General features: G+C 52.5%; 17 protein-coding genes. 8 read left to right on the top strand and 9 right to left on the bottom strand.

Going from position 1 to position 18,777, the window contains the following annotated elements; translation table 11 throughout:
- Positions 1-75 precede the first annotated feature (75 nt).
- Complete coding sequence (gene malS / locus LY264_RS00850) at positions 76-2,106, bottom strand: alpha-amylase (RefSeq protein WP_048227299.1); 2,031 nt, start codon at positions 2,104-2,106, stop codon at positions 76-78.
- Between the two features lie 316 nt (positions 2,107-2,422).
- On the opposite strand from malS, the gene LY264_RS00855 reads away from it, so the two are divergent.
- Positions 2,423-3,247, top strand: a complete 825-nt coding sequence (locus tag LY264_RS00855; RefSeq protein WP_008786441.1) for a protein bax — start codon at positions 2,423-2,425, stop codon at positions 3,245-3,247.
- A 44-nt stretch (positions 3,248-3,291) separates the two neighbouring features.
- Here the strand turns inward: LY264_RS00855 and xylR are convergent, their stop codons facing one another.
- Entirely contained in the window at positions 3,292-4,470 is a 1,179-nt protein-coding gene (xylR, locus tag LY264_RS00860; protein ID WP_003827365.1) for a D-xylose utilization transcriptional activator XylR, read from the bottom strand.
- Between the two features lie 361 nt (positions 4,471-4,831).
- On the opposite strand from xylR, the gene xylA reads away from it, so the two are divergent.
- The 3 genes from xylA to yiaB all read left to right on the top strand — a co-directional run bounded on the left by xylA (position 4,832) and on the right by yiaB (position 8,213).
- A complete protein-coding gene (gene xylA, locus LY264_RS00865) occupies positions 4,832-6,154 on the top strand; it encodes a xylose isomerase (RefSeq protein ID WP_003024252.1) in 1,323 nt (440 codons plus the stop codon).
- 71 nt (positions 6,155-6,225) lie between these two features.
- The gene (xylB, locus tag LY264_RS00870) at positions 6,226-7,680 is read left to right on the top strand and encodes a xylulokinase (RefSeq protein WP_048227298.1); all 1,455 of its coding nucleotides are present in this window, start codon (positions 6,226-6,228) and stop codon (positions 7,678-7,680) included.
- A gap of 167 nt (positions 7,681-7,847) precedes the next feature.
- On the top strand, positions 7,848-8,213 hold the full coding sequence (gene yiaB / locus LY264_RS00875; protein WP_048227297.1) for an inner membrane protein YiaB: 366 nt from the start codon (positions 7,848-7,850) through the stop codon (positions 8,211-8,213).
- On the opposite strand, the gene LY264_RS00880 is transcribed toward yiaB, so the two are convergent.
- On the bottom strand, positions 8,210-9,205 hold the full coding sequence (locus LY264_RS00880; RefSeq protein WP_048227375.1) for an acyltransferase: 996 nt from the start codon (positions 9,203-9,205) through the stop codon (positions 8,210-8,212). The two genes, yiaB and LY264_RS00880, sit on opposite strands and share 4 nt — an antisense overlap.
- 172 nt (positions 9,206-9,377) lie before the next feature.
- On the opposite strand from LY264_RS00880, the gene LY264_RS00885 reads away from it, so the two are divergent.
- From LY264_RS00885 to glyS, 3 genes are all read left to right on the top strand, one after another.
- Complete coding sequence (locus LY264_RS00885; protein WP_020996059.1) at positions 9,378-9,686, top strand: YsaB family lipoprotein; 309 nt, start codon at positions 9,378-9,380, stop codon at positions 9,684-9,686.
- Positions 9,687-9,781: 95 nt separating this feature from the next.
- Positions 9,782-10,693: a glycine--tRNA ligase subunit alpha gene (glyQ, locus tag LY264_RS00890; protein WP_001168551.1), complete on the top strand. Its 912-nt coding sequence runs from the start codon at positions 9,782-9,784 to the stop codon at positions 10,691-10,693.
- Positions 10,694-10,702: 9 nt separating this feature from the next.
- Complete coding sequence (gene glyS / locus LY264_RS00895) at positions 10,703-12,772, top strand: glycine--tRNA ligase subunit beta (protein ID WP_048227296.1); 2,070 nt, start codon at positions 10,703-10,705, stop codon at positions 12,770-12,772.
- A 66-nt stretch (positions 12,773-12,838) separates the two neighbouring features.
- Here glyS and cueP read toward each other — a convergent pair whose 3' ends face one another.
- The 3 genes from cueP to LY264_RS00910 form a co-directional block, all read right to left on the bottom strand.
- Positions 12,839-13,378, bottom strand: coding sequence for a copper-binding periplasmic metallochaperone CueP (gene cueP / locus LY264_RS00900; RefSeq protein ID WP_032945331.1), 540 nt, complete (start codon positions 13,376-13,378; stop codon positions 12,839-12,841).
- Positions 13,379-13,564: 186 nt separating this feature from the next.
- Complete coding sequence (gene cspE / locus LY264_RS00905; RefSeq protein ID WP_000014594.1) at positions 13,565-13,777, bottom strand: transcription antiterminator/RNA stability regulator CspE; 213 nt, start codon at positions 13,775-13,777, stop codon at positions 13,565-13,567.
- Between the two features lie 279 nt (positions 13,778-14,056).
- The gene (locus LY264_RS00910; protein WP_003827383.1) at positions 14,057-14,347 is read right to left on the bottom strand and encodes an HTH-type transcriptional regulator; all 291 of its coding nucleotides are present in this window, start codon (positions 14,345-14,347) and stop codon (positions 14,057-14,059) included.
- 380 nt (positions 14,348-14,727) lie between these two features.
- Between LY264_RS00910 and LY264_RS00915 the strand changes: the two genes are divergently transcribed.
- Complete coding sequence (locus LY264_RS00915) at positions 14,728-15,438, top strand: DUF3053 domain-containing protein (RefSeq protein ID WP_003827386.1); 711 nt, start codon at positions 14,728-14,730, stop codon at positions 15,436-15,438.
- A gap of 58 nt (positions 15,439-15,496) precedes the next feature.
- Here LY264_RS00915 and ghrB read toward each other — a convergent pair whose 3' ends face one another.
- From ghrB to LY264_RS00930, 3 genes are all read right to left on the bottom strand, one after another.
- Positions 15,497-16,471: a glyoxylate/hydroxypyruvate reductase GhrB gene (ghrB, locus tag LY264_RS00920; RefSeq protein WP_048227295.1), complete on the bottom strand. Its 975-nt coding sequence runs from the start codon at positions 16,469-16,471 to the stop codon at positions 15,497-15,499.
- A gap of 22 nt (positions 16,472-16,493) precedes the next feature.
- Positions 16,494-17,774: an MFS transporter gene (locus tag LY264_RS00925; protein ID WP_048215328.1), complete on the bottom strand. Its 1,281-nt coding sequence runs from the start codon at positions 17,772-17,774 to the stop codon at positions 16,494-16,496.
- A 64-nt stretch (positions 17,775-17,838) separates the two neighbouring features.
- The gene (locus LY264_RS00930) at positions 17,839-18,777 is read right to left on the bottom strand and encodes a sugar kinase (protein WP_048227294.1); all 939 of its coding nucleotides are present in this window, start codon (positions 18,775-18,777) and stop codon (positions 17,839-17,841) included.

Below are 18,777 nucleotides of genomic sequence, written 5' to 3' on the forward strand. Positions count from 1 at the left end.
ACAGATGTTTGCCTGGCTGGTTTTTTATTTTGTGTTGGGCTTCCCGCTGTATGCACAGCGAGAAGCCTGTTGGGATCAGGGCTGACCGGCCCACACCACCATCACCTTATCGTCGCCATGCTCGCGGATAAATCCGTATCCCTGCTTCAATGTCAGCGTGGTCTGTTTACCAGCACCGATGGCGGGATGTCTGGCCCGGAACTGACTGATGCGCTGCCAGTGAGTGACGCTGGCGGCAGATTTCCCGGCCACATCCGGCCAGTTCATTTCTGAGCGCGTACCCTGCAATGGGTCTGAACCTGTTGGTCCAAAGGGCCGGGCCGATTCGTCGCCGTAAAAGAGTTGTACCGCGCCTGGCGCCAGCAGCAATAGCTCGGCGGCTTTGTCTCCACCTTCGCGGAACAGGCGCGTATCGTGCGAGGAAAGATAGCTCAGGACGTTGAAATCCTGTAGTTTTTCAGCCATTTGTTGCCAGGTGACATCCATATTTGCCAGACAATCGACGGCCTTTGCCGCCTGCTCCTGATAGTCGAAATTGATCATCGCATCAAAGCCGTGACGGTAATAGTCGCTTTGCATCACGCCGTGACCCCAGGCCTCGCCGGTCATCCAGAAAGGTTTGTCATCCAGCGCTTTATCCGGGTTCGCTTTCTTCCATTCAACCAGCGCCGCGCTGGCCTGTGTTTTTAACTGCTGCCAGGCGGGAAGTTCGACGTGTTTGGCGGTATCGACCCGAAACCCGTCAATCCCGTAATCACGCACCCACTGGCTGAGCCAGTGGGTCAGATAATCTCGGGGCGTGTAACCAGCAATAGCTTTAGCGTGCGTATCTGGTTTGTGTAAATAAAAGTTTGGCAGCCCGGAAGGCGTGGTGGATTCGGTTTTCAGATCGGGCAGGAAAGCCAGTGACATGGTCAGGTCGTCAAAACCCGGATTGTCGTAATCGCCAATATCGGTGCGGATCCAGTTTTTCCCCCACCATTTTTCCCAGCCTGCTTTATCGCTGAAGTTGATGTAATCATTAAAGCTGTGCCAGCTTTGCCCGGCGGCTGGCTTCCAGTCCGTCCAGCGTTCACCGAGCGTGTTTTTCAGTTCATCGCCCGACAAGTACAATGCCCCAAACTGATACTCCTGCATATCCGCCAGCGTGGCGTAGCCGGTATGATTCATGACGACATCAAACAGGATGCGAATGCCGCGCTGGTGCGCGCCGTCAACCAGCGCACGCAGGTCAGCTTCATTACCCATATTCGCGTCGAGCGTGGTCCAGTCCTGAGTGTAATAGCCATGGTAAGCATAATGGGGGAAATCACCTTTGGTGCCACCGCCGACCCAGCCGTGAATTTGCTCAAACGGCGCGCTGATCCACAGGGCGTTGATGCCTAACTGTTGTAGATAGTCGAGTTTGCTGGCGAGCCCGCGCAAATCTCCCCCATGGAAAGTACCAATTTCCTGCATGCCGTCGTTGCGACGCCCGTAGCTGTGGTCGTTGCTTGGGTCACCATTTACAAAGCGATCCGTCAGGACGAAATACACCGTAGCGTTATGCCAGTCGAAAGCGGCCGGGGCATCGGTTTCCGCCCGTTCCAGCAGCAACAGTCCGTTACTGGCTGCGGCAGGCTGTAGGGTAATCGACCCATTTTTTACCGTTGCCGTTTGCTGGCTGTAGAAATCACGCACCACGGCACCTTCCGGAAAGGTCTGGCTCACATCCAGTGTTAACGGCGAACCATCCCATTTCGGGCACTGGCGAATCTGGGTCGTGACAGGGTCTGCTGCGCTTTTTACCGAGAGCATCAACGTTGGCGTTCCGGAGCGGGTATCCACTTCCAGCGTGTAATCGCCGTCTTTGAATAAGCGCCATTGCGGCGGGGCGCCTTCACACGGTTTTAGCGACAGCATCTGGTTGAGTTTTATCGCATCAGCAGGCTGCCAGCACTGTTGGTCAAAATTTAGGATTAAAGGACGCGTACCCTTCGTCAACGCTGCATGGCTGACGAATTTACCCGTACCTTCCGCTTCGAAGATGGGGAGTCCCTGAGAAGTCCATGATGAGGCGATGGCAATGCCGGGCATGAGCGCCAGCGCAACGGCGGCAAGTTTCATAATGCTGTCCTTGGTGCTGCGATTTTCGCCAGTTTGCCAGTGAAATCAGGCCGGAAACTCCTCCTTTGAGTCGATTCCGCCAGGAGGAGAAGTGAGGGTGAGCGATCGCGCGCAAAAAATGAACTTATTTTGCGATAACCTCCACATTTTCTTCGAATTAATAGCACCCTGAACCGTTAATGCGTGACATAGTTTCAGAATTGGACTATTCCTTTGGGTGCTCTTGACGGCTATTTTTGATATGATTTGAGATTCATCTCTCATTTTTGTGAAAAATATAAGGTGTTGGAATGTATAAATCCGACCAGGAGACCTAATGATATTGACTCCCATTCGACGATATGGGGCAATGATTCTTATGTTACTCACCGTTGCATTTTCGGGTGAGGTGCTGGCAAAGACACACACGGCGACAACGAGTCACAAGCCCCAGGTAATCAAGACAAGTAATACACAGGTAAGCAGTAAACAAGAGTATTCTCGCAATAGTGCAAAGAGTAGTTCACTTCCTGATTTGCGAAAATACCCTTCCGGAACACCAAGGAAAAAAGCGTTTCTCCGGACGGTTATGCCTTATATTACCAGTCAAAATGCTGCCATTACGGCGGACCGTAACTGGCTGATTTCAAAACAGTACCAGAACCGCTGGTCACCGACTGAGCGTACGCGTATGAAAGACATCGCGAAGCGCTACAAGGTGAGCTGGTCTGGCAACACGCGTAAAATCCCATGGAATACGCTGCTTGAGCGCGTAGACATTATCCCGACCAGTATGGTGGCAACCATGGCTGCGGCTGAAAGTGGCTGGGGTACGTCGAAGCTGGCGCGTAGCAACAACAACCTGTTTGGCATGAAATGTGGCAAAGGTCGTTGTAACAATGCCCCGGGTAAGGTGAAAGGCTACTCACAGTTTGAATCGGTGAAAGAGTCGGTGAATGCTTACGTCATCAACCTGAACACGCATCCGGCTTACTCTTCATTCCGTAAGTCACGTGCGCAGCTGCGTAAAGCCGATCAGGAAGTCACCGCTACCGCGATGATTCATAAGCTGAAGGGGTATTCCACTAAAGGACAGAGCTACAACAACTATCTGTTTGCAATGTATCAGGATAACCAGCGTTTAATCGCCGCGCATATGTAATTCTGTGTGCCGGATGGCGGCTTCGCCGCATCCGGCAATAATCCTCACAGCAACACTTCGCTGTTCACATCGCGATACTCTTTGGGCGTCGTGTCATACTCTTTCTTAAAGACCGAATAAAAGTATTGCAGAGACGGATAGCCGCACATCTGTGAGATTTCGTTGATTGAAAGCGTGGTAGATATCAACAGGCTGCGCGCTTTTTCCAGCTTTTCGGCATGAATCACGGCGTGGATAGTCTCTCCAACTTCTTCTTTAAAACGCTTCTCCAGATTCGAACGAGAAATCCCCACTGAATCCAGCACTTGTTCAACCTTAATACCTTTACAGGCATGGTTGCGGATAAAGTGCATCGCCTGAATCACCGCCGGATCGGTTAATGAACGGTAGTCGGTTGAGCGGCGTTCAATGACGCGCACCGGAGGAACCAGTGTACGTTGCAGCGGCAGCTCTTCATTTGCCAGTAAACGATGTAAGAGCTTAGCGGCCTGATACCCCATCTGCCTGGCTCCCTGAGCCACGGATGAAAGCGCCACCCGCGACAGATAGCGGGTCAGTTCTTCGTTGTCGATCCCAATCACACACAGCTTTTCCGGAACCGGAATATGCAGGTGTTCGCAAACTTGCAGGACGTGTCGTGCCCGTGCATCGGTAACGGCGATAATACCGGTTTGCGGCGGTAGTGTTTGTAGCCAGTCCGCCAGACGATTTTGCGCGTGCTGCCAGTTTTCCGGTGCGGTTTCCAGCCCCTGATAGACAACGCCGCGGTACTTCTCTTTGGCAACCAACTGGCAAAACGCATATTCACGTTCCGCGGCCCAGCGTTTGCCGCTTGACGATGGCAGACCATAGAATGCAAAGCGGTTAACCCCTTTTTCCTTCAGGTGCAGGAAAGCGCTTTCTACCAACGCATGGTTGTCGGTGGCGATGTAATGTACCGGTGGATAATCTTGCTCCAGATGGTAGGAGCCTCCAACGCCGATGATGGGAACTTCAACATCGGCAAGTAATTGCGCAATATCATCATCGTCATAATCAGCAATAACGCCGTCGCCTAACCAGTCTTTAATATTATCGATACGGGCGCGGAAATCTTCCTCAATGAATATATCCCACTCGGATTGCGATGCCTGTAAATATTCACCCACACCTTCTACCACCTGGCGGTCGTAGGCTTTATTGGCATTAAATAGCAGAGTGATGCGGTGACGTTTATCAAACATAAGAACCTGTCCTGGAAAGGTTAACGTGGGCCTGTCGATACTAGCAAAACCGCAGGTACGACTGCTTGATGAAGCGTGACAAAATTCCTGATTGCCTGAGGCTACGCAAAATTTACATACTGGTCGCGGGATGACAATTGTCATTTTTTATCTGCGCATTACGGTTTTTTGTTTAATGACTAACCTTCGATCGCGATCGCTTTTTTATTTCTTTATTTAGCGCGTTTTTTTGGGAGCCAGCGCACGTTTGGGTATTCTCTTAATGGCGGTGTGAAATAACGTAATTGAGCAATAAATCAGGAAATTCCAGTATAGCCATATCGCAGTTTACTTGCCGTATTACCTGATTATGGAGCTTATTATGCCGGCTTATTTTGACCAACTCGATCGTGTTCGTTTCGAAGGCACTCAATCCACCAACCCGCTCGCATTTCGTCATTACAACCCTGACGAAATCGTATTGGGCAAGCGCATGGAAGATCATCTGCGTTTTGCGGCCTGCTACTGGCATACCTTCTGCTGGAACGGGGCGGATATGTTCGGTATGGGCGCTTTCGATCGTCCATGGCAGCAGCCTGGTGAAGCTCTGGCGCTGGCGAAACGCAAAGCGGATGTGGCATTTGAGTTTTTCCACAAGCTGAACGTGCCTTACTACTGCTTCCATGACGTGGATGTTTCGCCGGAAGGCGCGTCTTTGAAAGAGTACAAAAACAACTTTGCGCAGATGGTTGATGTGCTGGCGGCAAAACAGGAACAGAGCGGCGTGAAGCTGCTGTGGGGTACAGCAAACTGCTTCACTAACCCACGCTACGGTGCGGGTGCGGCCACAAACCCAGATCCAGAAGTGTTCAGCTGGGCCGCCACGCAGGTGGTTACGGCCATGGATGCCACGCACAAGTTAGGTGGTGAAAACTACGTTCTGTGGGGCGGCCGTGAAGGTTATGAAACACTGCTGAATACCGATCTGCGTCAGGAACGTGAGCAGATTGGTCGTTTCATGCAATTAGTCGTGGAACACAAACACAAAACCGGTTTCCAGGGCACTTTGCTTATCGAGCCGAAACCGCAGGAACCGACCAAGCACCAGTACGACTACGATGCGGCAACCGTGTACGGATTCCTCAAGCAGTTCGGTCTGGAAAAAGAGATCAAACTGAATATCGAAGCCAACCACGCTACGCTTGCAGGCCATTCGTTCCATCACGAAATCGCCACCGCTATCGCGCTGGGTCTGTTTGGCTCTGTCGATGCCAACCGCGGCGACGCACAGCTGGGCTGGGATACCGACCAGTTCCCGAACAGCGTAGAAGAGAATGCCTTGGTGATGTACGAAATCCTGAAAGCGGGCGGCTTCACTACCGGCGGTCTGAACTTTGATGCCAAAGTACGTCGCCAGAGTACCGATAAATACGATCTGTTCTATGGTCATATTGGCGCGATGGATACCATGGCGCTGTCCCTGAAAATTGCGGCCCGTATGATTGAAGACGGTGGCCTGGATCAGCGTGTGGCTAAACGTTATGCCGGTTGGAATGGTGAGCTGGGCCAGCAAATTCTGAAAGGCCAGATGACGCTGACAGAAATTGCGCAGTACGCTGAACAACACAACCTGGCGCCAGTGCACCAGAGCGGTCATCAGGAATTGCTGGAAAATCTGGTAAACCATTATTTGTTCGACAAATAACGGGTCTCTGAGAACGTCCGTAAGCCCGGTCAGCTAGCGCTACCGGGCCTTTCTTTAAGGAACGATGCCTTATGTATATCGGGATAGATCTTGGCACATCAGGCGTAAAGGCCATTCTGCTCAATGAGCAGGGCGATGTGGTGGCTTCAAAAACGGAGAAACTCACCGTCTCGCGCCCGCACCCGTTATGGTCAGAACAAGACCCAGAGCAGTGGTGGCTGGCAACGGATCGCGCGGTAAAAGCACTGGGTCAGCAGCATTCACTCCGCGAGGTGAAAGCGTTAGGGATTGCCGGGCAGATGCACGGCGCTACGCTACTGGATGAACAACAGAAGGTATTGCGTCCGGCTATCTTATGGAACGACGGCCGCTGTGCTGAAGAGTGCGTGATGCTGGAGAGTCAGGTTCCGCAGTCTCGTGCCATCACCGGCAACCTGATTATGCCTGGCTTTACCGCGCCAAAACTGCTGTGGGTGCAACGCCACGAGCCGGAGATTTTCAACCAGATTGATAAAGTCCTGCTGCCGAAAGATTACCTGCGTTTGTGCATGACCGGTGATTTTGCCAGCGATATGTCTGATGCGGCAGGGACAATGTGGCTGGATGTCGCGAAGCGTGACTGGAGCGATGTCATGCTGGCTGCCTGTAAACTGACTCGCGCACATATGCCTGCGCTCTATGAAGGCAGCGAGATTACCGGAACCTTATTGCCAGACGTCGCTAAAGCCTGGGGAATGCAGGAGGTTGCGGTTGTTGCCGGAGGTGGTGATAACGCGGCGGGCGCGGTTGGCGTAGGCATGATGAATGCCGGTCAGGCGATGCTTTCGCTGGGGACATCCGGCGTCTATTTTGCGGTGAGTGATGGTTTCCTTAGCAAACCGGAAAGTGCGGTTCACAGTTTTTGCCATGCTTTGCCTGAGCGATGGCATCTGATGTCTGTAATGTTAAGTGCGGCATCGTGTCTGGACTGGGCGGCAAAATTAACCGGACTGGCGAGCGTTCCTGCGTTGATTGACGCTGCGCAACAGGCGGATGAACACGCGGAGCCGGTCTGGTTTTTACCTTATTTGTCCGGCGAGCGTACGCCGCATAACAATCCGCAGGCCAAGGGCGTATTTTTCGGTCTGACGCATCAGCATGGTCCGGCAGAACTGGCACAGGCGGTGCTGGAAGGTGTGGGGTTTGCGCTGGCTGACGGTATGGACGTGGTACATGCCTGTGGCATTCAGCCCGCCAGCATTACGCTGATCGGCGGTGGGGCGCGTAGTGAATACTGGCGTCAGATGCTATCTGACATCAGCGGATTGCAGCTGGATTACCGTACCGGCGGTGACGTTGGCCCTGCTCTCGGCGCGGCGCGCCTGGCGCAAGTTGCCATGAATCCGCAAACGTCGTTATCAGAGTTACTGCCTCAGCTTACGCTGGAGCAGGCGCATTATCCTGACGCGGAGCGTCATGCTCGTTATCAACAGCGTCGAGAAACTTTCCGTCGTATCTATCAGCAATTACAACCGCTGATGTCCTGACCACTTTCCCCTCTGGCTAGCAGAGGGGAATTTGCCGCATATATATATCCACGAAAATAATAAGTTACACGTATGGATGTATTCTGAAAGTCCTGTGTAGTCGCTTTTTTCTGTGTTGTCTTTAGCGGGTTATTCATATTGTATCCATGATGGATAAGGAGATCCCAATGAAGACAACCAGGCTGTTGCCATGGATATTATTCCTCTCAGGCATACTGACTTACAGTATCGGTTTATGGCGCGCATGCCCGTTATTGAGCGGCAAGGGGTATTTTTTGGGGGCGCTGATGACGGGGATGTTCGTAACGTATGCCTATCAGCGCGCAGTAAATCTCAATCAAAACGATGAACGCTTCGCTTCCGTGTGTCAGATGGTTGCGCTCATCACGGCAGGGCTGTTGCTGGTGGGGGTGTGGAATGCCCCGTTGGCGCCCTTCGAAATAGGGTTATACCCGGCAGCATTCTTCGTCTGTTTAATGGGGCAATTTTTACTGCAGCGTTCGCGTAATCAGGCGCTGCCTGGAGACACCTAACTCACCAGCCTACGCGTATCAATACGCTGCAACAGAATAGACAAAAGTAAACTTCCTGCCAGCGTGGCGCTGAAAATCCACAGTATATCCAGCGGTGGCCAGTTTTTGAGTTCAATTCCGTTGGTACGTAGTGCGTGAATGATAAGCGCATGAAAACCATAAATGCCCAATGAATGGCGAGAAATAAGGCCCAGTAGCGGCAGAGTACGTGCGCTGAGCGTATTTTTGACCAGCGTCAGGAGCGAGGCGGCGCAAATAAATACCGCTGGGCCGCAGTAGAGGTACCAGGTGTCGGCAAAATTGCCTCGCCAGCGCAGTTCATGCAATGTGCCACGAGAAATAATAAATACTGCGGTAATGAATAACGCCGCACAGAGCCAGCTGAGCGCACGCTTTTGCGTATCCATCATGCCAATCGCCCGGCCCAGCATGCCGTACAGGATGTAATAGAAAGTATCGCCACTGATGTACAGGTTGACTGGGAGCCACTCAAAGCCGCCGATTTTTTGCGAGACGGTGTTGGGATTGGCAATCAACCCAATGACAACCATGAGCGCCAGTAGCATCTTGCCGCTGATATTTTTCACCTGTATCAGCGGAGAAACCAGGTAGATGACGGCGATCGCGAAGAAAAACCACAGGTGATAGAACACCGGCTTTTGCAGCAGGTTCTTCAGCGACAGCTCAGCGTTGATCGAGGTAAACAGCAGGATATAGACCAGCGCCACGCTGCTGTAAAACAGAATGCAGAGCGCGATGCGCAGGAAATGGCGCGGTTTGGCGCTACGCTCACCAAAGAACAGATAGCCCGAAATCATAAAGAACAGCGGAACGCTGACGCGAGAGGCTGAATTGAGCACGTTAGCCAGATCCCAATTCAACGGGCTGACGCTTTGCGCATTGGTGATGTACCAGGTTGTGGTGTGGATCATCACGACCATTAAACAGGCTATCCCGCGCAGGTTATCAATCCAGAAAATTTTGGGCTGCATCAGTTCCTCTGTGTCCATTAAAAAAAGTCTGACCGATATTTTGCGAACGTAGCTCACTGGAATAATCCGAGTTCTTACGCTAAAGCTTGAGATGGTCTGATGAGATTCTCAAAATAGGATCTGTTTCCAGACACTAATAATAAGACTGACCAGCAAACCAGGCGGTAATAAAATGATGATGAAGTATTTCTTTCCCGCGATCGCTGCCCTTTTGCTGGTAGCGTGCGCTGACACACAATCGTCTGCACCTGCGCAGAAAGCGCAAAAGGTTAAGGTCAGTGCCACACGTTCGCTGGATATGGAGTCATTGTGCAAAAATGAGGCGGCGCAACGCTACAACACTGGCGCGCAGAAAATTGATATCTCCGGCCTGGAGCAATTCCAGGGCAGCTATGAGATGCGTGGTTCTACCTTCCGTAAAGAGAGTTTTGTCTGCTCTTTTGATGCAGACGGGCAGTTTTTGCACCTTTCCATGCGCTAAGTTCCCCCTTTTTCCCGTTTCGTACTGTATATCTTGCAGCCAGCGGGTATACTGACCGCTTCCTTTAAATCCACACGTATCCAGCACGAAATAATATGCAAAAGTTTGATACCAGGACCTTCCAGGGCTTGATCCTGACCTTACAGGATTACTGGGCTCGCCAGGGCTGCACCATCGTTCAACCATTGGACATGGAAGTCGGCGCGGGAACATCTCACCCAATGACCTGCCTGCGTGCGCTGGGGCCGGAGCCGATGGCGACTGCTTATGTGCAGCCTTCTCGTCGTCCGACCGATGGCCGCTATGGCGAAAACCCGAACCGCTTACAGCACTACTATCAGTTCCAGGTAGTGATTAAGCCGTCTCCGGACAACATTCAGGAGCTGTACCTGGGTTCTCTGAAAGAACTGGGTATGGACCCGACCATTCACGATATCCGTTTCGTGGAAGATAACTGGGAAAACCCGACGCTGGGTGCCTGGGGTCTGGGTTGGGAAGTGTGGCTGAACGGTATGGAAGTGACGCAGTTCACCTACTTCCAGCAGGTTGGTGGCCTGGAATGTAAACCAGTAACCGGGGAAATTACTTACGGTCTGGAACGTCTGGCCATGTACATTCAGGGCGTAGACAGCGTTTACGACCTGGTCTGGAGCGACGGCCCGCTGGGTAAAACCACTTACGGCGACGTGTTCCATCAGAACGAAGTGGAGCAATCCACCTACAACTTCGAATACGCCGACGTGGACTTCCTGTTCACCTGCTTCGAGCAGTACGAGAAAGAAGCGCAGCAGCTGCTGGCGCTGGAAAATCCGCTGCCGCTGCCTGCGTATGAACGTATTCTGAAAGCCGCCCATAGCTTCAACCTGCTGGATGCGCGTAAAGCCATCTCCGTCACCGAGCGTCAGCGCTATATCCTGCGCATTCGCACCCTGACCAAAGCAGTGGCAGAAGCTTATTACGCTTCCCGTGAAGCCCTTGGCTTCCCGATGTGCAACAAAGACAAATAAGAGGCGGCCATGTCTGAGAAAACTTTTCTGGTGGAAATCGGCACTGAAGAGCTGCCACCAAAAGCACTGCGCAGCCTGGCTGAGTCCTTTGCTGCGAACGTTACCGCGGAGCTGGATAACGCTGGCATCGCGCACGGCAACGTTGAGTGGTTCGCAGCGCCGCGTCGTCTGGCGCTGAAAGTCGCGAATCTGGCGGAATCTCAACCCGATCGCGAAGTTGAAAAACGCGGTCCGGCCATTGCTCAGGCGTTTGACGCTGAAGGTAAACCGAGCAAAGCGGCAGAAGGTTGGGCACGTGGCTGCGGCATCACGGTTGATCAGGCTGAGCGTCTGACTACCGACAAAGGCGAATGGCTGTTGTACCGTGCGCATGTGAAAGGCGAAAGTGCTGAAACGCTGCTGCCGAACATGATCGCCACGTCACTGGCGAAGCTGCCGATCCCGAAACTGATGCGCTGGGGCGCGTCTGATGTCCACTTCGTGCGTCCGGTTCACACCGTGACCCTGCTGTTGGGCGACAAAGTGATTCCGGCAACGATTCTGGGCATTCAGTCCGATCGCGTGATCCGCGGACACCGCTTTATGGGCGAGCCGGAATTCACCATCGATTCTGCCGATCAGTACCCGGAAATCCTGCGTGAGCGCGGCAAAGTAATTGCGCATTACGCTGAGCGTAAAGCGAAAATCAAAGCCGATGCTGAAGAAGCGGCGCGTAAGATTGGCGGTAACGCTGACCTGAGCGAAAGCCTGCTGGAAGAAGTTACCTCGCTGGTGGAATGGCCGGTAGTGCTGACCGCGAAATTCGAAGAGAAATTCCTCGCTGTTCCGTCTGAAGCGCTGGTACACACCATGAAAGGTGACCAGAAGTACTTCCCGGTATACGCGAACGACGGCAAACTGCTGCCGAACTTTATCTTCGTTGCCAACATCGAATCGAAAGATCCGATCCAGATTATCTCCGGTAACGAGAAAGTCGTTCGTCCGCGCCTGGCGGATGCCGAGTTCTTCTTCAATACCGACCGTAAAAAACGTCTGGAAGACCATCTGCCGCGTCTGCAAACCGTGCTGTTCCAACAGCAACTGGGTACGCTGCGCGACAAGACTGATCGTATCCAGGCGCTGGCGGGCTGGATTGCTGGTCAGATTGGCGCTGATGTTAACCACGCAACGCGTGCTGGCCTGCTGTCCAAGTGCGATCTGATGACCAACATGGTCTTCGAGTTCACCGACACCCAGGGTGTGATGGGCATGCACTACGCGCGTCACGATGGTGAAGCGGAAGATGTAGCTGTTGCGCTGAACGAGCAGTATCAGCCGCGTTTTGCTGGTGATGACCTGCCGTCGAACCCGGTAGCTTGTGCCGTGGCGATTGCTGACAAGATGGACACCCTGGCGGGTATCTTCGGTATCGGTCAGCATCCGAAAGGCGACAAAGACCCGTTTGCGCTGCGTCGTGCTGCGCTGGGTGTGCTGCGTATTATCGTTGAGAAGAACCTGAATCTGGATCTGCAAACGCTGACCGAAGAAGCGGTTCGTCTGTATGGTGACAAGCTGACCAACGCCAACGTGGTGGATGACGTTATCGACTTTATGCTCGGTCGCTTCCGCGCCTGGTATCAGGACGAAGGTTATACCGTCGACACCATTCAGGCCGTACTGGCACGTCGTCCGACTCGTCCGGCTGATTTTGACGCACGTATGAAGGCGGTTTCGCACTTCCGTACGCTGGAAGCCGCGTCCGCGCTGGCTGCCGCGAACAAGCGTGTATCGAACATCCTGGCGAAGTCTGAAGAGACGCTGAATGACCGCGTGAATGCGGCAACGCTGAAAGAGCCGGAAGAAATTGCGCTGGCGATGCAGGTGGTTGTGCTGCGCGATAAGCTGGAGCCTGTCTTCGCTGCCGGTCGTTACCAGGAAGCGCTGGTTGAGTTGGCGGAACTGCGTGAACCGGTTGATGCGTTCTTCGAGAAAGTGATGGTCAACGTAGAAGATAAAGATCTGCGTATTAACCGTCTGTCTATGCTCGAAAAACTGCGCGAGCTGTTCCTGCGCGTGGCTGATATTTCTCTGCTGCAGTAACGGCCCTGCGCTGACTTAGAAAATGCCGGATGGTGGCTTCGCCTTATCCGGCATTTTTTTATGTTGTTAGCGCAACTGCAATTTTGTCAGACAGGTCTGGCTGTCTTCCATCGTCTTAATAGGATACTCCGCCGTTTTACCGTTGTAGCTCACTGCGATGGTGCCTTCCATATTGCGCGGTAGCCATACCCCGACAAAGCCATTTCGGCCGCTCTTCATCGCTTTTTGTACCACCACATCACCCTTGTTATCCGTCACTTTGACATTGAATGTCTTCTCCGGCATTTCGCCCTGGCAGCCAGAAAGGCTGTGGTTGAAACAAGGATGTGTTTGCCATTCATACGGGGCAAACGACAGATAGAACTTGTCACCGAGCGGCAGGGTATAAACCTGATCGCCCGAAGAGAGCTTCAACGCGGTGCTGGTGATGGACGCTGAGTACGGCAGCGGGCGGCTCTGCGGTGATTGATCAATCGTCTCTACGATTTGTTCGACGGATTTCCCGCTAAGCCCGTGTTCGGCCAGAAAAGTAGCTTCCGGCGTTGCCGCGAACGCAGTACCAGTGGTGAGCAAACCTAAAATCAGCAGCAGTGAGGATTTCGACATAGCTTCAATTCCTTGTGAAAATTGTGGAATATAGACTGGCTCACTATAAAGCTTGCCCTTAGGGAAAGGTCAAAGGGACGACGGGTAAAGTAATGCAAAGAAGCGTTGGGGAGGGGAGACTTACAAAATACAGATAAAAAAATCCCCGCCGTTTGGCAGGGATTCAGAATTTTGAGCTTTTTAAGCTTACAGGCTGGTTACGTTGCCAGCTGCCGGGCCTTTAGCGCCGCTTTCGATGGTGAAGGAAACTTTCTGACCTTCGTCCAGAGATTTGTAGCCATCGTTCTGGATAGCAGAGAAGTGTACGAACACGTCTTTAGAGCCATCGTCAGGAGTGATGAAGCCGAAACCTTTGTCAGCGTTGAACCATTTTACGATACCAGTCATTTTACCGGACATAGTGTATTACCTTTTAAAAAATAAGTGTGCCTTTCGGCGATATGGCGTGCTTTACAGATTTTTTAACAGTAAAGGAAATGCTCACTACGAAGGGTATCAACGATAACTCTTGAAGGGACTTGCCTTACTAACTGCTGTAATGGTCTGTACGTCAAACCGTTGAGGGCATTAACTCATTTTACGCATGTGGATGCAACTACTATTTTCTTTTTTGTGGATAACCTTCGTAAGAGAACGGCCCTGTTACAGGACCGTTCTTGAGCAAAATTGAAAAATAGTTCAATCCATCAGTTGCTTACTTAACCTAGGGTCTGCCTGAATCAGGCGCATTAACTTCAATTCGGTAGTGGAAGGCTTTACGCGTTTAGACTCCCATTCATGAACCATCGCGACCGTCACGCCCATCACTCGGGCAAAATCATCTGTTTTTAAACCTGTCCCTCGTCGTAGCTGTTCAAATTCGGTGAAAGGGTTGGTTTTTTGCGGCAGAGTGACCGTCTGCGATACATCTTTAAAAACAATCTGCTCCAGACTGCTTAGCAGTTCAAACATAGGATCTTTGTATTCCATTGAGAACTCCTACAAATCACACAGCGGGATCGTGAATTTCTTCGAAGCTCATTAAGAGTAGTCGGAAAAAATGAAGCCGGATTTAAGGTTTGCGTGATGGATTCGTTTCAGCGGATCGCAGGTGACAATCTATTGCTGGCTAACGAACTGATAAAGGTCAGGATCTCCGAACGATCGATTCCGATTGTAAAGATGACTAAAATATGACGCCGAGTGGTAAATGCAGCATTGTTTAGCAAAACGAACGATGGCGGGAACGGTTATTTTCCCCCACAAGATTACGCGGAAAGGGTATCTTGCGGGGCTGACCTGGACTATCCTTGTCAACGTCAGGCACGCGGGTGTCGTTGTGCGCATTTTTGGGTGAAAGGAGTATTAAAATGGCGACAGGTAAGTCCTGCTCTCGCTGGTTTGCGCCTGTTTTGGCGCTCTTAATGGTAGTTGGCCTGAGTGGGTGTTTTGATAAAGAAGGCGATCAACGCAAAGCGTTTATCGATTTTCTGCAGAATACTGCAATGCGTAGCGGAGAGCGTTTACCAACGCTGACCGCCGATCAGAAAAAACAGTTTGGCCCGTTTGTGTCCGATTACGCGATTCTGTATGGCTATTCGCAGCAGGTTAATCAGGCGATGGACTCCGGTCTGCGTCCGGTGGTTGATAGCGTAAATGCGATTCGTGTTCCTCAGGATTATGTGACTCAGCGTGAGCCGCTGCGTCAGGCAAATGGTGCGCTAGGTGTATTAGGGCAACAGTTGCAGAATGCGAAACTACAGGCAGATGCTGCGCATGGCGCGCTGAAGCAGGGCGAAGATCTGAAGCCGGTCTTTGATCAGGTGTACAACAAAGTTGTTACTGCACCAGCAGAGGCCTTACAGCCGCTGATCCCTGCCGCGCAAATTTTCACGCAGCAGTTGGTGCAGGTTGGTGATTTTGTGGCGCAGCAGGATACACAGGTGAGCTTTGTCGCCAACGGTATCCAGTTCCCAACGTCACAGCAGGCAAGTCAGTACAATACGCTGATTGGCCCGTTGGCTGCTCAGCATCAGGCATTTAATCAGGCCTGGACTGCTGCGGTGAATGCCGCTCAGTAATTAAGATACGGTAATGCATGAAAGGCCGGGTGAGCGTAAGCGCTACCCGGCCTTTTGTTTATGATGCGACCTGCGGGTTTACGCAGTTCTTCTCAACGCGTCCTTGCAGCGCATCGATTAAGTTATCCACCGCACAGGCCGCCATGTTGTAGCGCGTTTCGTGCGTGGCTGAACCAATGTGCGGTACGGCCACCACGTTGGGCAGTGACAGTAGAGGTGAGTCTACCGATAATGGCTCTTGCTCAAATACATCCAGGCCAGCGGCATGAATTTCGCCTTTTTGCAGGGCGGCAATCAACGCTTTTTCATCGACCACCGGGCCACGTCCGGCGTTAATAAAAATGGCGGAAGACTTCATTTTTGCAAACTGCTCGGTGCTGAACAGATGATGCGTTTCGTCGGTTAACGGCAGGATCAGGCAGACAAAATCAGACTCCTGCAACAGCGTATCGAGGTCGCAGTAACGTGCATTGAAGCGCTCTTCTGCTTCCTGATGATGACGGCGCGCATTATAGAGAATCGGCATGCTAAAGCCGAAATGCGCACGTTGTGCCAGCGCCAGCCCAATGCGGCCCATACCGACAATCCCCAGCGTTTTGTGGTGTACATCGGTACCAAACCAGTCCGGTCCGATACTTTTGGTCCATTCGCCGACCTTTACCCGTTCGGCAACTTCCACTACCCGGCGAGCGGTGCTTAACACCAGCGCCATTACCGTATCGGCGACGGTTTCCGTCAGCACGGTTGGCGTGTGCATCAACAGCACCTTACGCGCGTTGAGGGCATCGACGTCGAAGTTGTCATAGCCTACGGAAATCGTGGATGTCGCACGCAGCCTGGGCATTTTCTCCAGCAGAGCGGTATTGACGGCTTCACTGGAGCCCAGCAGACCTTCTGCATTGGCAAAAGCGTCGGCGTGCTGTGCGACCGTTTCCGGGCGCAGGTTAGGCACCTGAGTCACAGTAAAATGTTCTTCCAGGCGATGCAGTAAATCGTCAGGTAACGCTTTATAGAGAATAATGGACGGCTTCATGCGAATCTCCGTAAGTTAAAATTTAAGCGTGGCGTGCGCCAACCGGAATTTGGGAATTATTAGCAGGCTTAACAATTAAAGTTAGCCACACTGAGACAAAAAGCGCTACCCCCATAAAAATGTACGAGGCGGACGGGCTGCCGGTAGCGCCATTGAGGTAGCCGACAAACCATGAACCAAAGAATGAACCTAGCGCGCCCATGCTGTTGATCAGCGCCATTGCTCCACCGGCGACGTTGCGCGGCAGCATTTCCGGGATGATGGCGAAGAAGGGACCATAGGGGGCATACATTGCCGCGCCTGCAATAACCAACAGCGTGTAAGAAATCCAGAAGTGGTCTGCGCCTACGGCCCAGGAGCCGATAAACGCGAAAGCGGCTATTAATAACAGTGGCCAGACAAACAGCTTACGGTTTTGTAGCTTATCGGATGCCCAGGAGACGAGGATCATCGCCGCCGTCGCTGCCAGATACGGTACGGATGACAGCCAACCAACTTCCACCATCCCCAGGTTTGCGCCGCCGTTGCGGATAATCGACGGCAGCCACAGGACAAAACCATAAACGCCAATACTCCAGGCGAAATACTGCATACACAGCAGGATGACGTTACGTGAGCGGAAAGCCTCGCTATAGTTACGTACGGCTTTGATGCCTTGCTGCTCTTTTTCCAGCTGTGCCTGAAGAGCGGCTTTTTCAGATTCTGACAGCCAACCGACCTGAGACGGTTTGTCTTTTACCAGCACCCACCAGCAGAACGCCCAGATGATGGCCGGGAAGCCCTCGATGATGAACATTTCTCGCCAGCCCAGCGCCTGAATCAGGTAACCGGAAACCACGGACATCCACAGAACGGTGACCGGATTACCGAGGATCAGGAAAGTGTTTGCGCGCGAGCGTTCAGATTTCGTAAACCAGTTGCTGATATAAATCAGCATTGCCGGCATCACGGCGGCTTCAACGACGCCAAGAATAAAGCGGATGGCGGCAAGCATTGGAATATTGCTGACCATGCCGGTTAACGACGCGCATGCGCCCCAGAGGATCAGACAGACAAAAATCAGTTTTCGTACGCTGCGGCGTTCAGCGTAAATTGCGCCCGGGATCTGAAAGAAGAAATAGCCGAGGAAAAACAGCGCGCCCAGCAGGGAAGAGATCCCCTTGGTAATGCCGAGGTCTTCGTTGATACCGGCGGCGGAGGCGAAGCTGAAGTTCGCGCGATCAAGGTACGCCAGGCTATACGTGATAAACACGATTGGCATGATGTACCACCAGCGTTTTGCTGCATTAGTTGAGCTATTCATAGACTGCCCTCTGGTTATGCTGATACGCCGCCTCTGTATGTAGGGTACAGAGTTGGCCGGGAGTTTATTCTCCTAATTGTTCACGTGTGGGTAATCCTTCGCTGTCGCCCTGAACCTGAATGGCCAGTGCGCCAATTTTATTGCCGCGTGTCACCGCCTGATGCAACGAGTGGCCTTCCAGCAGGGCGCTAATAACGCCCACGGCAAAGCCATCGCCTGCGCCGACCGTATCGACCACGTTGTCGACTTTTACCGGTGCCACGCAGCCCTGTTCGCCGCTGGCGGTTTTGTACCAGGCGCCATCAGCCCCGGTTTTGACGATCACAGCCTTCACCCCATGGCGCAGATAAAAGTCGGCGATGGCTTCAGGCGTCTGCTGACCGGTTAAAATCATGCCCTCTTTTAACCCAGGTAAAACCCAGTCAGCCTGAAATGCCAGCCGGTTCAGTTTTTCCACCATTTCGGCTTCGCTTTTCCACAATACCGGGCGCAAATTCGGGTCGAACGAGATGGTCTTCCCTTGGGCTTTCAGCGTGCGGGCGGTATGCGCCAGAAGTTCATAGGAGCAGGCAGAAAGCGCGGCTGCCACGCCGCTCAGGTGCAAGTGACGTGCGCTGGCAAAATAGTTCTCGTGGTAATCCTCAATGCTGAGGTGGCTGGCAGCGGAACCTTTACGGAAATATTCCACAATGGGATCGGTTCCATTTTCGACCTTAGATTTAAGCTGAAAGCCAGTAGCGTAACGCCCGTCCTGGGTGACTCCCTGCGCATCAATCCCTTCTTTTTCCAGCGACTTAACGATAAAACGTCCAAAACTGTCGTTGCCTACACGGCTCACCCAACCGACCTTCAGGCCCAGACGGGCAAGACCGGTCGCCACGTTGAGCTCCGCGCCTGCAACGCGCTTGATAAACTGCTCCACATCCGCCAGTTCGCCGGTTTGCGTGGCGACAAACATCGCCATCGCTTCACCAATAGTGACCACATCCAGTGAATTTTTCAT

Source organism: Citrobacter portucalensis, from assembly GCF_023374935.1.
In the GTDB taxonomy this organism is placed as follows: domain Bacteria; phylum Pseudomonadota; class Gammaproteobacteria; order Enterobacterales; family Enterobacteriaceae; genus Citrobacter; species Citrobacter portucalensis.

What these genes read in the sequence shown, in the direction of transcription:
- malS (WP_048227299.1), bottom strand. Translation starts at nt 2,106, where the DNA reads ATGAAACTTGCCGCCGTTGCGCTGGCGCTCATGCCCGGCATTGCCATC.
- LY264_RS00855 (WP_008786441.1), top strand. Translation starts at nt 2,423, where the DNA reads ATGATATTGACTCCCATTCGACGATATGGGGCAATGATTCTTATGTTA.
- xylR (WP_003827365.1), bottom strand. Translation starts at nt 4,470, where the DNA reads ATGTTTGATAAACGTCACCGCATCACTCTGCTATTTAATGCCAATAAA.
- xylA (WP_003024252.1), top strand. Translation starts at nt 4,832, where the DNA reads ATGCCGGCTTATTTTGACCAACTCGATCGTGTTCGTTTCGAAGGCACT.
- xylB (WP_048227298.1), top strand. Translation starts at nt 6,226, where the DNA reads ATGTATATCGGGATAGATCTTGGCACATCAGGCGTAAAGGCCATTCTG.
- yiaB (WP_048227297.1), top strand. Translation starts at nt 7,848, where the DNA reads ATGAAGACAACCAGGCTGTTGCCATGGATATTATTCCTCTCAGGCATA.
- LY264_RS00880 (WP_048227375.1), bottom strand. Translation starts at nt 9,205, where the DNA reads ATGCAGCCCAAAATTTTCTGGATTGATAACCTGCGCGGGATAGCCTGT.
- LY264_RS00885 (WP_020996059.1), top strand. Translation starts at nt 9,378, where the DNA reads ATGATGATGAAGTATTTCTTTCCCGCGATCGCTGCCCTTTTGCTGGTA.
- glyQ (WP_001168551.1), top strand. Translation starts at nt 9,782, where the DNA reads ATGCAAAAGTTTGATACCAGGACCTTCCAGGGCTTGATCCTGACCTTA.
- glyS (WP_048227296.1), top strand. Translation starts at nt 10,703, where the DNA reads ATGTCTGAGAAAACTTTTCTGGTGGAAATCGGCACTGAAGAGCTGCCA.
- cueP (WP_032945331.1), bottom strand. Translation starts at nt 13,378, where the DNA reads ATGTCGAAATCCTCACTGCTGCTGATTTTAGGTTTGCTCACCACTGGT.
- cspE (WP_000014594.1), bottom strand. Translation starts at nt 13,777, where the DNA reads ATGTCCGGTAAAATGACTGGTATCGTAAAATGGTTCAACGCTGACAAA.
- LY264_RS00910 (WP_003827383.1), bottom strand. Translation starts at nt 14,347, where the DNA reads ATGGAATACAAAGATCCTATGTTTGAACTGCTAAGCAGTCTGGAGCAG.
- LY264_RS00915 (WP_003827386.1), top strand. Translation starts at nt 14,728, where the DNA reads ATGGCGACAGGTAAGTCCTGCTCTCGCTGGTTTGCGCCTGTTTTGGCG.
- ghrB (WP_048227295.1), bottom strand. Translation starts at nt 16,471, where the DNA reads ATGAAGCCGTCCATTATTCTCTATAAAGCGTTACCTGACGATTTACTG.
- LY264_RS00925 (WP_048215328.1), bottom strand. Translation starts at nt 17,774, where the DNA reads ATGAATAGCTCAACTAATGCAGCAAAACGCTGGTGGTACATCATGCCA.
- LY264_RS00930 (WP_048227294.1), bottom strand. Translation starts at nt 18,777, where the DNA reads ATGAAAAATTCACTGGATGTGGTCACTATTGGTGAAGCGATGGCGATG.